Here is a 15112-nt window from a genome sequence, read left to right on the forward strand (position 1 = left end):
AGAAGTGAAACAGGCCTGCGCCGATGGTAGTGTGGCATTGCCCATGTGAGAGTAGGTCATCGTCAGACTCTTAATACCGAAAAGCCCCGACAGCTTCGCTGCCGGGGCTTTTTTTTGTTCGAAAATCATCTAAGACGCCGGGGGACGCTGCTCCTTATACGTCCCGGTGATATACTGCTGCAATAAAACCTAATGCGATATGGAGTACCTCAATGTCTGGCAACGATCATCTGGTCATATTTGACACGACTCTCCGTGACGGTGAGCAAAGCCCCGGCGCCACCATGAACAAGACGGAGAAGCTCCGTATTGCCAAGGCACTTGAGAAGCTGAAGGTTGATGTCATAGAAGCCGGTTTCGCAATCGCCAGCCAAGGTGACTTTGAGGCGGTGAAGGCAATTGCAGAGACCATAAAAGAGTCAACGATATGCAGTCTCGCCCGCGCTCTGGATAAAGATATTGATCGTGCGGCTGAGGCCATCCGGCCTGCTGCCCGGGGCCGGATCCATACTTTTATCGCAACCTCGCCTATTCATATGAAGCACAAGCTGCAAATGCAACCTGATGAGGTTGTTGAGCAGGCAGTGCGGGCCGTGAAACGGGCTCGAGGCCATGTTGATGACGTTGAGTTCTCGTGTGAAGATGCCGGCCGTTCGGAGCTGGATTTTCTCTGTCGTATCATCGAAGCGGCGATAGATGCTGGCGCCAACACAATCAATATTCCTGACACTGTTGGTTATGCGATTCCGGAACAGTTTGCTGAAACTATCCATCAACTGCTGACTCGTATCCCCAATGCGGACAAGGCGATTTTTTCTGTGCACTGCCATAACGACCTTGGTCTTGCAGTTGCAAACTCGCTTGCTGCCGTAACGCGGGGAGCCCGACAGGTCGAGTGCACAATCAATGGCTTGGGCGAGCGCGCAGGGAACGCCTCTCTCGAAGAAATCGTGATGGCAGTCCGTACTCGCCAGGACCTCTTCAATATTGATACCGGTATAGACGCTCGTCATATCGTCCCGGCTTCACGTCTGGTGTCCACTATTACCGGTTTTCCAGTGCAGCCCAACAAGGCTATCGTTGGCGCAAACGCATTTGCCCACGAGTCTGGTATTCACCAGGATGGAGTACTTAAGCACCGCGAGACCTACGAGATTATGCGGGCGGAAGACGTCGGATGGCACACCAACAGCCTCGTGTTGGGCAAGCACTCAGGTCGTAACGCCTTCCGTACCCGGTTACTTGAACTGGGAATCCAGTTTGAGACTGAAACGGAGCTTAATGAGGCGTTTACACGCTTCAAGGCGCTGGCTGACTTGAAGCACGAAATTTTTGATGAAGATTTGCAAGCCATTGCAAGCGACACCAGACAGAAAGATGAGGACGGGCGCTTTGGTTTGGTCTGTCTTCAGGTCTGCTCTGAAACGGGCGTCGTCCCCAAGGCGATTATGACGCTGACCATGGATGGAAAAGAGCATAAGGTCGAAGCCGAGGGTAGCGGCCCCGTAGATGCAACCTTCAAAGCCATCGAGTCTCTTGTCGATTCAGGCTGCAACTTACAACTCTATTCTGTGAACAACATTACCAGCGGTACTGATGCTCAAGGGGAAGTCACAGTGAGGTTGGAGCGTGGTGGCCGAATCGTCAATGGGGTTGGTGCTGACACAGATATTATTATTGCTTCAGCGAAAGCCTATATAGAAGCTCTTAACCTGATTAGTCGGGGTGGTATCAGGCAACATCCACAGGTGGCGGATGTTTGAGCTAGGCCTGAGGCTACCTATGGGGTTCAGCGAGTCAATAGGTTGATTGGATGATCCAGACTGAGGCCCAGAGACAGTTCTATCTCGGTGTCGCCGGCATTCGCTTGTGGTATGCCCGTGAACCCCTGCCGGGTGCGGCACCCAGCCCTGAGTTGGAATTTGCGGACCCGGGCGAGCCGGAGCAGGCACCGATTCCAGGCCATACTATGGCTGCCCGAAAGCCGGGAGGTCCAGGTACGCCGAACCCTGCCCCAGCTCTGTCCGGATCTAATCAGCGAGGGGGCCAGCGAATTGCCAGTCTCCAAGCGTTGATGGAGAAGAGTGCAGGGGTGTCGGAGAAGGAGTTGCCAGCTGCGGAGGTCCCCGTAGATGAAGCTCTGTCCTCAAGTGATTCCCATGACAGCGCAACGTCAGAAACGCGGCCAAAGGTGCCGGAAGACAAGACCTTCAAACTTAACCTTGCCGTTTTTTCAGGCGAGCATCATCTTTTGGTTGCAGGTATCTCCAAAGAAGCGAGCCTTCGTTTGCAGGAGATCCTGGCAGCGAACATACTGAAGAGTCTTGGAGAGGAGAAGTCGAGGTTGGTCGAATGGGTTCAATGGCCAGTGTTCAATAATACTCTTGTGGCTGGTGGATCTATTGCCAACCTGATGTCAGTTTTGCAGCATGTTTTTCGCGATGCGGGGGGCAAAAAGGTCGTTGTCCTGGGTAATATTGACGGGGCTGATGCGGTGCAAGGAGGTGCTGGTGGCTGGCTATCAGAGGCGCTTGAGCGTTGTCCGGATATCGAGTGTGAATATTCTCTTGCAGAGTTGGCCAGCAACCCTGGGGCCAAACGCTCCTTGTGGCAACAGCTAAGGCCGCTGGTCAGTGCCTGATGCGTAAAAAAGTGAGTGCAGATTGTTCTGCCAAGGGGCTGGATCTGGCTATAAGGCCATTGGAACCCGAGGATCTGCCTGAGATGCTTGATATCGAGCTTCAGGGCTATTCTCACCCTTGGTCTGAAGGCGTATTCCTGGACTGTTTCAAACCGAGCTACCGTTTGTGGGGCATTTGCCAGTTTGGTTCTTTGGTAGGCTACGCTGTGGTCTCCTATATACTTGATGAGGTCCATCTCCTGAACCTCTGTATCCACCCCGGGTGTCGAGGCCGAGGGGCTGGGCGGCTTCTATTGCGCCATCTCGTTGAGGAGGCAAATCGGGAGGGCATGAACCAGGTGATTCTGGAGGTAAGACTCAGTAACAGCACCGCAAGCAAGCTTTATCGCAGCGAGGGTTTTGAGGAAATAGGCCGTCGCCCTCGTTATTATCCTGCAGCTTCCGGATGGGAGGATGCCAGAGTAATGGCGCTGTTGTTGCAACCCTGATGGTTGCTGCTTCTGTTCGCGTAATCACCTCTTAGCCCCTATAATGGCGGCCTCTTTTGAATATCTGACGCAGGTTGCTTTTCGATTATGGCTCACCTTTCCCAGGAAGTGGCTAAACGCCGCACCTTTGCGATTATTTCCCACCCGGACGCTGGTAAAACCACGATTACCGAGAAAGTTCTTTTATTCGGGCACGCGATACAGAAGGCGGGCACGGTCAAAGGCAAAAAGTCTGGTCAGCATGCGAAATCCGACTGGATGGAAATGGAAAAGGAGCGTGGCATCTCGGTCACTACCTCTGTCATGCAGTTTCCATACGGTGGCAAGCTGGTGAACCTCCTGGACACTCCGGGTCACGAAGACTTCTCTGAGGATACTTACCGTACCCTGACAGCCGTAGATTCGTGCCTGATGGTTATCGACAGTGCCAAAGGTGTCGAAGAACGCACCATCAAACTGATGGAAGTGACCCGGCTCAGAGACACCCCCATCCTGACCTTCATGAACAAGCTCGACCGTGATACGCGTGATCCCGTGGAGTTGATGGATGAAGTGGAGGATGTTCTCAAAATTGCCTGTGCGCCCATCACCTGGCCTATCGGTATGGGGAAAAGTTTTAAAGGCGTTTACCACCTGCTTCGTGACGAAGTGATCCTGTATCAAAGCGGGCAGGGCCATGCTATTCAGGATGTCCGGACAATAAGTGGTTTGAATAACCCGGAACTCGACTCTGCGCTTGGTGGGTACGCTGAGGATTTGCGAGATGAAGTTGAGCTGGTAAAGGGGGCTTCTCACGAATTCGATCTTGATGCGTTTCTAGCGGGTGAGCTTACTCCAGTATTTTTCGGTACGGCATTAGGTAATTTTGGTGTAGACCATATGCTGGATGGTCTGGTTGAGTGGGCCCCGACGCCACAGCCTCGCGAAACAGACCAGCGGCTTGTGCAGCCTGATGATGAAGCCTTCACCGGATTTGTCTTTAAAATTCAGGCCAATATGGATCCCCAGCACCGGGACAGAGTTGCGTTTGTGCGCATCGTATCCGGTAAATACAGTCCTGGCATGAAGGCCCGTCATGTGCGAATTGGCAAGGAAGTGCGCTTTTCCGATGCCTTGACGTTTATGGCAGGGGATCGTGAGCACGCTGAAGAGGCTTATGGGGGCGATATTATTGGCTTGCATAACCATGGCACGATCCAGTTGGGAGATACGTTTACTTCCGGTGAAGATATGAAGTTCACCGGTATCCCTAACTTTGCTCCGGAACTGTTCCGTCGCATCCGGCTCAAAGACCCGCTGAAAGCGAAGCAGCTCCAGAAGGGCCTGATTCAGCTGTCGGAAGAAGGCGCTGTGCAGGTCTTCCGGCCGCTGCGCAATAACGATCTGATTGTGGGCGCGGTTGGTGTGCTGCAGTTCGACGTGGTTGTTAGTCGTCTCAAGACCGAATACAAGGTTGAGGCTGTCTATGAGCCCATCAACGTCGCCACTGCACGCTGGGTAACATGTTCGGATGAGCGTGGGCTGGATGAATTCCAGCGCAAGAACGCCGATAACCTTGCACTCGATGGTGGTGACCGGCTTGCGTATATTGCACCGACGAGGGTAAATCTGAACCTCGCTCAGGAGCGTTATCCTGATGTGGAATTCCACAAAACCCGGGAGCACTGATCCGGTAGGCCGGGAGGAAGCTTTGAAACTGGTTGATGCCCATTGCCACTTCGACTTTCCCCGGTTCGATGGTTGCAGAGCCGGTGAGCTGGAGGCCGCTCTGCACAATGGCGTTGTCGGCCTCGTTATTCCAGGTGTGCGCAGTTCGGATTGGGACCGCGTTAAGAGCACTGCCCAGGCTCACACTGGGTTGTTTTACTGTCTAGGTATTCACCCGTGGTACATCGGTGAGCACTCTGAAAGGGATCTGGAAGCCCTTGAGTCACTCCTGAGCGCTCGCCCTGAGCGCTGCATAGCCATTGGTGAGTGTGGGCTGGACCGTTTGCATGGCGATTTGGCCTCACAGTACCCCTGGTTTGAGGCGCAGATTGAACTGGCATCGAAGTTGAATTTCCCTCTGATTATCCATTCGGTAAAAACGCATGATGAGGTGCATGCCACTCTGAGGCGTCACAATTGGAACGGTAAGGCTCTATTGCATGGTTTTTCCGGAAGCTATCAGCAGGCTGCCAAGTTGGTAGGGCAGGGGTGCTTTATAGGCGTGGGGGGAGTGATTACGCACCCTCGGGCACGCAAAACCCGCGAGACTGTTGCGCGCCTGCCTCTGGAATCTCTCGTGCTGGAAACCGATGCGCCCGATATGGCCCCTGAAGGCATAGTTGCCGGAAATAATTCGCCTGCATACCTTCCCAGAATTTTGGAATGTCTTGCCGAAATCCGGTCTGAGCAACCGGAATATCTGGCTTCTGTGTTATTCTCCAATACGGAAGAGTTATATGGTCACTCGCTATGGTAGTGCAGGAATAATAAAACACTGTGCTACAGGGTTGGATTCCTGAAATCGTTCGAGTATACTTCGCGCCCTGGCTTTTCAAGGCGATGCCACTATCTCAGCCCCGAATAGTGTCACTGCCAACTAAATAACAGGTACTGAACCTCCTCCGGGTGTATTACACTTTCCGGTGGCGGTTTTTAACGTTTCTTTTTATAGCGTTCAAGGCGGAATCAATGAAGACTCTGAGTGCGAAACCAGAAACCGTAAAACGTGACTGGTACGTTGTAGACGCAGCCGGCAAGACGCTGGGTCGTCTGTCAACCGAAATCGCCCGTCGTCTGCGGGGCAAGCATAAGCCTGAGTATACCCCTCATGTAGACACTGGCGATTACATTGTTGTGATCAATGCGGGCCAGGTGCGGGTTACCGGCAACAAGTCATCTGATAAGATGTACTACAGTCATACCGGCTTTCCGGGTGGGATCAAATCTATCAGCTTCGAGAAGCTGGTCGACAAGGCGCCTGAGCAAGTGATTCAGAAGTCTGTAAAAGGCATGCTTCCGAAGGGCCCGCTTGGTCGTGCCATGTTCAAGAAGCTGAAAATCTATGCAGGCGCTGAGCATCCTCATACAGCCCAGCAGCCCAAAGAACTCGACATTTAACGGAAGGCGGATATGTCTGTAGCACAAAATTACGGTACTGGTCGCCGCAAAACGTCCACGGCTCGGGTGTTCATCAAGCCGGGAAGCGGTAATATTTCTATCAACGGTCGCACTATCGAAGATTTCTTCGGTCGTGAGACTTTGCGGATGATCGTGCGTCAGCCTCTGGTTGTTGCCGAATCTGCAGATCGTTTCGATATCAACATCACGGTTAAAGGTGGTGGTATCAGTGGACAGGCTGGCGCTATTCGTCACGGCCTGACACGCGCTCTGATGGATTATGATGAAACTCTGCGCCCAGCGCTGCGCAAAGCGGGTTATGTAACTCGTGATGCTCGTGAAGTTGAGCGTAAGAAAGTTGGTCTGCGTAAGGCGCGTAAGCGTCCTCAGTACTCCAAGCGTTAAGTTTCGCTGGAGCAGATCTCAAGAAAACCCGGCTATTTTGGTCGGGTTTTTTTGTTTCCGGGTCAATGATAGTCAAATTGATCTGGAGCAGAGAACCGGCTCTGGTGGCGTCTTTCTGACTTGTAAGGACATGGTAATTTCATTACCATTTGAGCGCTTATAATTTTGGATTGTGAAGTCCTTTTCGATGCACACTGTCGGCTTTCTTGCGGGCTGTGACATCGCCTGATGGGAGAAAACCATAATGAATAATGGCGACGTGAGCCAAGGTCGACGCCGCTTCCTTATCGGTGCTACGGCTGCGGTAGGTGGAGTTGGCGTCGTCGGTGCGGCAGTCCCTTTCGTGGCATCCTGGAATCCCAGTGCCAAAGCGGAAGCGGCTGGTGCGCCGGTAACCGTCAATATCAGTAAGATTGAACCGGGTCAGCAAATCACTGTTGAGTGGCGGGGTATGCCGGTCTGGCTTATCCGTCGGACCGACGAAATGGTGGGTAATATAGAAAAGCTCAACGATAAGGTGAAAGATCCTCAATCCGAAGCCCCTCAGCAACCAGATTACATTGACGGCGTACTGCGGTCGCTCCGGCCTGAGATGGCTGTTCTCGTCGGCTTGTGCACTCACTTGGGTTGTGTGCCCTCTTATCGTCCTGAGATTGCGCCTGCAGATCTGGGGGATGAGTGGCTTGGTGGCTTGTTCTGTCCTTGTCACGGTTCCCGCTATGATATGGCCGGACGGGTCTACACGGCGCAGCCTGCACCGCTGAACCTTCAGGTTCCGCCTCATCGGTACGACGATGACGTGACTCTTACGATTGGACTTGATCCGGAGGCAGCGTAATGCAGAAATTATTGAATTGGGTAGATGAGCGTCTACCCGTTGTTGATGCCTGGAATAAGCATCTTGCAAAGTATTATGCGCCGAAAAATTTCAATGTCTGGTATTTCTTCGGCTCTCTGGCAATGCTTGTTCTGGTCAATCAGCTGGTAACAGGCGTCTGGCTTACTATGAGCTACAATCCGACTGGCGAGGGTGCGTTCGCTTCGGTTGAATACATCATGCGTGATGTGCAGTGGGGCTGGCTCCTGCGTTACCTGCATTCTACAGGTGCGTCTGCTTTCTTTATTGTGGTTTACCTCCACATGTTCCGTGGTCTGATGTACGGCTCGTACCAGAAGCCCCGTGAGTTGATCTGGCTGTTCGGTATGTTGATTTATCTGGTGCTGATGGCGGAAGCTTTCATGGGCTACTTGCTGCCTTGGGGTCAGATGTCCTACTGGGGCGCGCAGGTTATCGTCAACCTGTTTGGTGCCATCCCCGTTATTGGTGAAGATCTGTCTCTGTGGATTCGTGGTGATTACCTGATCTCGGGAATCACTCTGAACCGTTTCTTTGCGTTACACGTGGTTGCTCTGCCGATCGTGCTGCTTGGCCTGGTTGTTCTCCATATTCTTGCCCTTCACGAAGTGGGTTCCAACAACCCGGACGGTATTGATATCAAGAAGAACAAGGATGAAAACGGTATTCCGAAAGACGGCATCCCGTTCCACCCTTACTACTCTGTGCACGACCTGGTGGGCGTAGCAGTGTTCTTCTTTATCTTCTTTATTGTGGTGTTTTTCTTCCCGGAAATGGGTGGACTCTTCATCGAGAAGCCGAACTTTGAGCCTGCAAATGCGCTGAAGACACCTGAGCATATTGCGCCTGTCTGGTACTTCACACCTTTCTACGCGATGCTGCGTGCGGTCACGGTTGACCTGTTCGGTTTGTCCGCGAAGTTCTGGGGTGTTGTTGTTATGGGTGGCGCGATTGCCATTCTGTTTGTCCTGCCGTGGCTGGACAGAAGCCCTGTTCGCTCGATTCGTTATAAAGGTTGGTTGAGCAAAATTGCATTGGCACTGTTTACAGTTAGCTTTGTTATTCTTGGTTATCTGGGGCTTGTGCCTGCAACCGAGGGTCGTACCACTTTGGCTCAGATTTTGACCGTTGTGTACTTCCTCTACTTCATTCTGATGCCGTTCTATACGCGCATGGAAAAAACCAAGCCAGTACCAGAGAGGGTGACAGGATAATGAGAAAGCTGATTTTTGGTCTTTTCATCGCATTCCTGCCGGTTCTCGGGCTGGCAGCCGGTGCTGGCGTTCCGCTCGATCATATTGAGACGGATCACACCGACAAGGCGTCTCTGCAGCGAGGCGCGGCCATGTTTACGAATTACTGCATGGGATGTCACTCCATGGAGTATGCGCGCTACAAGCGTGTGGCCGAGGATCTTGAGGTTCCAGTTGAGCTCTACGAGGAGAACCTGATCTTCACTGGCGCCCAGATAGGCGAGTTGATGAAGAACTCCATGGACAAGGAAATGGCTGCGAACTGGTTTGGTGCACCGCCACCGGATCTTACATTGGAAAGTCGTCTGCGCGGCGAATCCTGGGTTTATTCCTACCTGCGCGGTTTCTATAAGGATGAAACCCGCCCGCTTGGCGTAAACAACGTGGTATTCGATAAGGTGGGGATGCCCCATGTGCTTGTTGATCTTCAGGGTTTGTGTGCGGTTGAGCCCAATATTGGTCATGCAGCAAGCGTAGAGCCATTAAGTGGGAACATTAATAACGCAAGCGCTTGCCCTGAATACGCGACGGAAGGAAGTATGACCGGAGCAGAGTTCGATCGTGCCATGTACGATCTGACTAACTTCATGTCTTACATGGCGGATCCGATCAAGGTAGAGCGTGAGCGCCTTGGGATTTTCGTTTTAATCTTCGTGGCTATTTTCTTTGTATTCGCCTACCTGCTCAATCGTGAGTACTGGAAGGACGTACACTGAGAAATAGGGTATAATCCTGTTCCCTGAGTTCCAGTGGGCGTTAACCGGCCCGCTGGAATTTTTGCGTTTTTCAGGGCCAATTCGGTTTGTTTACTCGTGAGGTAGTTCTATGGGCGTTGTGACCAAGCGGTCATCGATGACGTTTTTCTCGGATCCAGCCAGTCACTATAGCCACAGGGTGCGCATTGTGTTGGCGGAGAAGGGTGTTACCGTTGATGTCGTTGATGTTGATCCGGACAATCCGCCAGCCGAGCTGGCTGACCTGAATCCGTATAACGCCCTGCCGACTCTGGTAGATCGTGATCTGGTTCTGTATGAGCCGAACATCATGATGGAATATCTTGATGAGCGCTTTCCTCACCCTCCGTTGCTGCCGGTCTATCCGGTTGCCCGTGCCAACAGCCGGCTGATGATTCATCGTATTCAAAAGGACTGGTGTGGTCTGGTGGATCAGATCTTGAACCAGCCAAACGTCAAGGCGTCAGAAACCGCCCGCAAAGAGCTGCGTGAAAGCCTTCTTGCAACGGCGCCTCTGTTTGGCGAAATGCCGTTTTTCCTCTCTGAGGAATTCACTATTGTAGATTGCTGCATTGCCCCCATCCTCTGGCGTCTGCCGTCACTGGGGATAGAGCTCAATGACAAACAAGCCAAGCCGCTGCACAAGTATATGGAAACTATATTTGGGCGCGAAGGTTTCAAGGCGAGCCTCTCTGATCTTGAAGAAGATATCCGGAGCTGATTTGGCGGGCATTCGCTTTACGGAACAGGAGGCAAGCTGTGTCTGATAATAAGATCACCATGACATCCAGTCGTCCGTATCTGGTGCGGGCGTTTAATGAGTGGATACTGGATAACGACTGCACACCCTACATAGTGGTGGATGTGGGCGTTCAGGGTGTACAGGTGCCTACTGAGCATGTGGCGAACGGACAAATCGTTCTGAATGTCAGTCCCGGAGCTGTACGCGGTCTGGTAGTGGGAAATGGCGCGCTGGAATTCAGTGCCCGCTTCGGCGGTGTGCCAATGCAGGTGTTTATTCCGCTTCAGGCTGTGATGGCTATTTATGCCAAGGAAAATGGTGAGGGTATGGTATTTGGCAGTGAGCCAGGCTCGCCAGATCCTGACGGCACTAATGATCGGGAAGGTGCCGGGCAGTCGGGAAATCAGGACGATCGCCCATCGGGCAGGCCCACTCTCAAAGTTGTGAAATAAGCTATAACCAATAGCTGAACTAATCAAAAACGCCGGCATTTGCCGGCGTTTTTGTTAGCCCCCGAACAGTTTGCTGTCTACCAGGGAGCACAGTGCGTTAATCACGAGTAACAGCAGGGGCGTTGCTTCTGTTGGCGAGAGATCGTTGAGGGCAATTTCATGATCTTCCGCGTGCATAAGAGAGGTAATGTCGGACTTCTCCCGTGCGCTCAGTACTACCACGTTCATTTCCCGGTCATGAGCTGCCTGAATCGCCTGAATCAGGTTCGCTTTGTGGCCGTCGTCGACGATCACGAACAACAGGTCGCCGGGTTTACCGATCGCTTTTACCTGACGCGAGAAGGTGTCGTTGAAGCGATTGTCGCGGCAAATGGCCGAGTAGGTCGTGGCATCGGCTCCCAGGTTGATTGCCGGTAGTGCGGGCCGATCCTGCTCAAAGCGATTCAGGAATGCGGTACAGAAATACTGGGCGATGACATTGGCGTTGCCGTTGGCACAGGTGACAATCTTTCCATCATTGAGAAGAGCATTTACAAAGGCATCTGCTGCCTGCTCAATGGCGGGGCCTGCGGTGCTCGCTGCCTGGGCTGTGTGCTCCATGTGGCTTGCAAACAATTGGTTGATCAGGTTCTCCGTTTCGCTCATCAGAATCTATACGTCCGCCTGGATTGCATTTTTGATCCATTGTACCCGGTATTTTTTTACGGTTCCCGGGCTGATTGCCACGACATCTATGCGGCTGATTGTGTTCCACAGGTTGTGGCGGTGTAGATAGAATGCGGCTGCTTTCAGTAGTCGCTGTCGTTTCGGGTATGAAATGGAGCCCGCCGGGTCGACAAGGCTGCCGCTCCCGCGGTAGCGCACCTCAAAGAAGACGAGTGTATCGCTGTCCACTCCTATCAGGTCGATTTCACCGCCCCGGTTATAAACATTGCGCTCCCTGATGTGCACGCCGTGGGCGGTGAGGTACCGTGCAGCGACTCCTTCAAAGTGTGCTCCAACAGCTTTGCGGCCTTCCATGGCTCTGCTTGTCCTTTTGCGAGGTTTGTTCAGTCGATCAGTGTTTGGAGGCGTTAATCCTCTTCGTTGGCAGGATCGGACTGTTCGGGTAGCAGGCTCGGAGTGCCGCTGCCGAATTGGGCCCAGAGTTGGCTCCTGTGGATGCTGCCTTCAGAGGTCATGGTAAGTTCGCCGGTTTGCCCATCAATGGTTGCAGTTTGAACCTGTCGCAACAGGGGTAAACGTTTACTTAGCTGCCAAGCGTCCGCGCCCATCGCAAACAACCTGCCAAGCTGGCCCTGAGTGCCGGGTAGGGTCTTGGACGCTTCTTCGCGCAAAGGGTTTTCGCTGTCGAGAACCCATGGAATGTCAGTAAATATAACCTGATTCAGATCCCGGTCGCGGGCGGGGTCTGGCGTGCCCTCGTAAACGATGGAAGGTGAGTAGACCGGCAGGTCACCTCCGAAGTAAAAGGCAAACAGCGGCTTGAACTGGCGTGCAATCGCTGGCTCGGCCACCATTACGATTGCCTCAGCGTCCTGGCGCCGACGAGGCTCAAATTCGACATTGAGCCCAATGGTTCTTTCTACTTGTATGGCCCTGTCACGGGATACGGTTATGCCCAGCAAGTCCGCAGTAACGGCGCGTAGGTTATCCTCGCGGAAGAATCGCTCGATATCCAGTGCAACGGACCCATTGCGTTGCATGCGATTCAGTAGCGCCGCTTCAACCCGGTCACCCCACTCACCTTGTGGGATGAGTGCCAGGACCTGATTGATATTCTGTTCCGAAAGCCTGTCTGCGATCTGCCGGGCTTCATCCTCTGCTGAGAGGCCAAACTGATAGAGGCCGTCTGGGGCCTTCTTGCCGGCAGCCAGGTAGTTGAGCCCGAGAGCGGGTACCGGAAGAGCCTGCATATTGGTAAGACTCGCCAGGGCTTCCTTTTCAAGGGGGCCGATAATCAGGTCGATATCCTGAGCGGCGAGCTCTTTATAAAGCTCATCAAATGGTTGGCTAGAGGTGTCTACGATGCGGATGTCGGTTTTGTCGCGGTCCGCCGATTCATCCTGGTAGTAGGCTGCAAGAAAGCCGTCACGGATAGCTTTGCCCGCGCTGGTGAGGGCCCCTTGTAGAGGTAAAGCCAATACAATTTTTTCAGGCCGGTTTTCTGATAGGCTGGCGATCAGCTGTAGCTCTGATGGCAGTATCTGTGCTGCCGGGTGGCTGGGCCAGTTATTCTTCCAGCGACGGATAACTCGGCCCTGATCATCAATGCTTAGTCCCGGGTCGCGTACGCTGGCAGCGAGCTCAAGCCATCCCTCGGTTTCAAAACCAATGGCGCCCTCATTTGCGGTGGAAAGTTTCTCATCCGGAACGGCTTTCAGGAATGCCCAGATCTGGTCATGGATTTCTTGAGGATTAACCGTGCCGTCCGTCTGTGAAAGCAGCATCAGCGTCATGGCTGCTGAGAGGCGGTCGCCGACCAGTGCGTAGGTTTGGGCCTGAAGACTGGCGGCTCGGTTAACAAGATCTGCGTTGTAGCTTCTGAAGTTATCCGGTGAGAGCGTCTTGACGATGGTGTCGGCCCACTCCCGATCTTCGAGTGCCACTGCGCCTGCCATGGCAAGCAATTGCTTTTGTGCGAGCAGTGCCGGTGCAGGTTGCGCCAATTGATCGCTCTGCAGTAATGTGCGGGCGGCCCGGTGTTGGTCGCGCTCCTGGAATCGGCTGGCTACTTTCAGCAGGTACTTCTGGGCCGTTTCAGTGTCGCGCTCCTTTGCGGCGAGCTCTAGCGCCTGGGCTGGCGACTCTGCAACGTGTGACGCCAGATCGACACTGGCGCAACCGGCAAATAACAGAGTTATGGCGAATATCCCGGCCAGGGCGCGGTGGTTAATACGGTTTTTGGTCATGGCAAGCTCTATAGATTCCGGAGTTTTGGGCTTGTGGCGCCGATCTGATGGTGGCAAGTTTAACAGCTCCCGGGCTAATTCACATGACGCAGGTGTCATGGTAACCATGTCCCTGTGCGCGAGGCTTACATTTTGAAATCTGAATCGGATCAATCTGCCATACAGGCCATAAAGCCAGGTGATGGCCGTGGAACGCTATACATCGTTGCCACCCCCATTGGGAATCTGGAGGATCTTTCGCCGCGTGCAGTCAGGGTGCTTTCGGAGGTTGCTGTGATTGCTGCAGAGGATACCCGTCATAGTGGGCGTCTGATTCAACATCTGGGTATCAGCAAGCCCCTGATTGCATTACATGATCACAATGAGCGTGGCAGAGTTAAAAGCATACTGGATCAGTTATTGGCGGGTGCTGATGTTGCGTTGATTTCAGACGCGGGAACGCCACTGATCTCTGATCCGGGCTATGTGCTCGTTCGTGAAGCGAGGGCTGAGGGGGTGCGGGTGAGTCCGATCCCTGGGGCCTGCGCATTGGTTGCTGCACTTAGCGCTGCGGGCCTGCCTACAGACCGCTTCCTGTTTGTCGGGTTTTTGCCTGCAAAGCGCACAGGTCGATGCACGGAGCTGGGAGAGCTTCAAAAGGAGACAGCAACACTGGTCTTCTATGAGTCACCCCACAGAATACTGGATACAGTGTCCGACATAGCGGACGTTATGGGTGCGCATCGCGAGATTGTGCTGGGTAGGGAGATCACCAAGACATTCGAGACTTTTTACTCCGGTGAAGCTTCACAGGTTCTTTCTGCACTGCAAGACGACCCTCACGGCAGTCGTGGCGAGTTCGTTGTTATGGTAAGGGGTGCTGATAAATCTGAAAGCGGGTTGATGGCTGGTGCGCTGGATGTGGACCGGTTGCTAAACCTTTTAATGGCGGAGCTGCCGGTCAAGAAAGTTGCGAAGATTGCTTCTGGTTTAACGGGATTGGGTAAAAACGAGCTGTATCAGCGAGCATTGGAACTTAAAGACGGCTAACACCCTGGGGCGGTGCTTTTTCTTGCATGGTGCGTAGTGCAGGAGTATTGTCTCGCCCGAGCTCGCCAGACAGTCGCCGCCGGTATGACCGGGGGAGGAAAGTCCGGGCTCCGCAGGGCAAGGTGCCAGGTAACTCCTGGGCGGCGTGAGCCGACGGAAAGTGCAACAGAAAGCAGACCGCCTAAGTACCCGCGACCAGTTCGCGGGTGCCGGTAAGGGTGAAACGGTGCGGTAAGAGCGCACCGCGTGGCTGGCAACAGTCCACGGCGATGGTAAACCCCACCTGGAGCAAGACCAAATAGGAATCCAATGGCGTGGCCCGCGCTGGATTCGGGTAGGTTGCTTGAGGCCTGTGGTGACGCAGGCCCTAGATGAATGACTGTCCACGACAGAACCCGGCTTATCGGCGAGCTCGCCTTTTTCCTTCAGGTTGTGAAGCGCGTTCATTCTCATGGCGCGCTTCTTATAGCCAAAAAATCTTATACCTCACTTGTC

Annotated in this window: 16 protein-coding genes and 1 other RNA gene; 14 read left to right on the forward strand and 3 right to left on the reverse strand. The window is 53.4% G+C overall.

The window, feature by feature from the left end; translation table 11 throughout:
• Positions 1-212: 212 nt before the first annotated feature.
• The 12 genes from Q4606_RS16185 to Q4606_RS16240 all read left to right on the forward strand — a co-directional run bounded on the left by Q4606_RS16185 (position 213) and on the right by Q4606_RS16240 (position 10676).
• A complete protein-coding gene (locus Q4606_RS16185) occupies positions 213-1763 on the forward strand; it encodes a 2-isopropylmalate synthase (protein WP_303594301.1) in 1551 nt (516 codons plus the stop codon).
• Positions 1764-1813: 50 nt separating this feature from the next.
• Complete coding sequence (locus Q4606_RS16190) at positions 1814-2641, forward strand: 2-isopropylmalate synthase (protein ID WP_303608140.1); 828 nt, start codon at positions 1814-1816, stop codon at positions 2639-2641.
• Positions 2641-3129, forward strand: a complete 489-nt coding sequence (gene rimI, locus Q4606_RS16195; protein ID WP_303594298.1) for a ribosomal protein S18-alanine N-acetyltransferase — start codon at positions 2641-2643, stop codon at positions 3127-3129. Before Q4606_RS16190 ends, rimI begins: the two co-directional genes overlap by 1 nt.
• 87 nt (positions 3130-3216) lie before the next feature.
• Entirely contained in the window at positions 3217-4797 is a 1581-nt protein-coding gene (prfC, locus tag Q4606_RS16200; protein WP_303594297.1) for a peptide chain release factor 3, read from the forward strand.
• A gap of 22 nt (positions 4798-4819) precedes the next feature.
• Positions 4820-5593: a TatD family hydrolase gene (locus Q4606_RS16205; RefSeq protein ID WP_303608192.1), complete on the forward strand. Its 774-nt coding sequence runs from the start codon at positions 4820-4822 to the stop codon at positions 5591-5593.
• A 212-nt stretch (positions 5594-5805) separates the two neighbouring features.
• The gene (rplM, locus tag Q4606_RS16210) at positions 5806-6234 is read left to right on the forward strand and encodes a 50S ribosomal protein L13 (RefSeq protein WP_303594294.1); all 429 of its coding nucleotides are present in this window, start codon (positions 5806-5808) and stop codon (positions 6232-6234) included.
• Between the two features lie 12 nt (positions 6235-6246).
• Positions 6247-6639, forward strand: coding sequence for a 30S ribosomal protein S9 (gene rpsI / locus Q4606_RS16215; RefSeq protein ID WP_303594291.1), 393 nt, complete (start codon positions 6247-6249; stop codon positions 6637-6639).
• A gap of 244 nt (positions 6640-6883) precedes the next feature.
• On the forward strand, positions 6884-7477 hold the full coding sequence (gene petA, locus Q4606_RS16220; RefSeq protein ID WP_303594289.1) for a ubiquinol-cytochrome c reductase iron-sulfur subunit: 594 nt from the start codon (positions 6884-6886) through the stop codon (positions 7475-7477).
• Entirely contained in the window at positions 7477-8709 is a 1233-nt protein-coding gene (locus Q4606_RS16225) for a cytochrome bc complex cytochrome b subunit (RefSeq protein WP_216009755.1), read from the forward strand. The genes petA and Q4606_RS16225 overlap by 1 nt, the downstream gene beginning before the upstream one ends.
• The gene (locus Q4606_RS16230) at positions 8709-9464 is read left to right on the forward strand and encodes a cytochrome c1 (protein ID WP_303608141.1); all 756 of its coding nucleotides are present in this window, start codon (positions 8709-8711) and stop codon (positions 9462-9464) included. Before Q4606_RS16225 ends, Q4606_RS16230 begins: the two co-directional genes overlap by 1 nt.
• Before the next feature lie 109 nt (positions 9465-9573).
• On the forward strand, positions 9574-10203 hold the full coding sequence (locus Q4606_RS16235) for a glutathione S-transferase N-terminal domain-containing protein (protein ID WP_303608142.1): 630 nt from the start codon (positions 9574-9576) through the stop codon (positions 10201-10203).
• Between the two features lie 59 nt (positions 10204-10262).
• Positions 10263-10676, forward strand: coding sequence for a ClpXP protease specificity-enhancing factor (locus Q4606_RS16240; protein WP_303594364.1), 414 nt, complete (start codon positions 10263-10265; stop codon positions 10674-10676).
• Positions 10677-10730: 54 nt separating this feature from the next.
• Here the strand turns inward: Q4606_RS16240 and Q4606_RS16245 are convergent, their stop codons facing one another.
• From Q4606_RS16245 to Q4606_RS16255, 3 genes are read right to left on the reverse strand one after another with little or no spacing between them, the layout of a single operon-like run.
• Entirely contained in the window at positions 10731-11321 is a 591-nt protein-coding gene (locus tag Q4606_RS16245) for an SIS domain-containing protein (RefSeq protein WP_303594280.1), read from the reverse strand.
• 6 nt (positions 11322-11327) lie between these two features.
• Positions 11328-11696 (reverse strand): YraN family protein, encoded by a 369-nt coding sequence (locus Q4606_RS16250; protein WP_303594279.1) that lies wholly within the window; start codon positions 11694-11696, stop codon positions 11328-11330.
• 53 nt (positions 11697-11749) lie between these two features.
• Positions 11750-13645 carry a penicillin-binding protein activator gene (locus tag Q4606_RS16255; RefSeq protein WP_303608143.1) on the reverse strand — a complete coding sequence of 632 codons (1896 nt, stop codon included), beginning with the start codon at positions 13643-13645 and terminating at the stop codon, positions 11750-11752.
• A 75-nt stretch (positions 13646-13720) separates the two neighbouring features.
• On the opposite strand from Q4606_RS16255, the gene rsmI reads away from it, so the two are divergent.
• Complete coding sequence (gene rsmI / locus Q4606_RS16260; protein WP_303594276.1) at positions 13721-14617, forward strand: 16S rRNA (cytidine(1402)-2'-O)-methyltransferase; 897 nt, start codon at positions 13721-13723, stop codon at positions 14615-14617.
• A 57-nt stretch (positions 14618-14674) separates the two neighbouring features.
• An RNA gene (gene rnpB / locus Q4606_RS16265) (RNase P RNA component class A) lies at positions 14675-15036 on the forward strand.
• Positions 15037-15112: the final 76 nt, after the last annotated feature.

Origin of the sequence: Marinobacter sp. 1_MG-2023 (assembly GCF_030549045.1) — a bacterium.
GTDB lineage: Bacteria > Pseudomonadota > Gammaproteobacteria > Pseudomonadales > Oleiphilaceae > Marinobacter.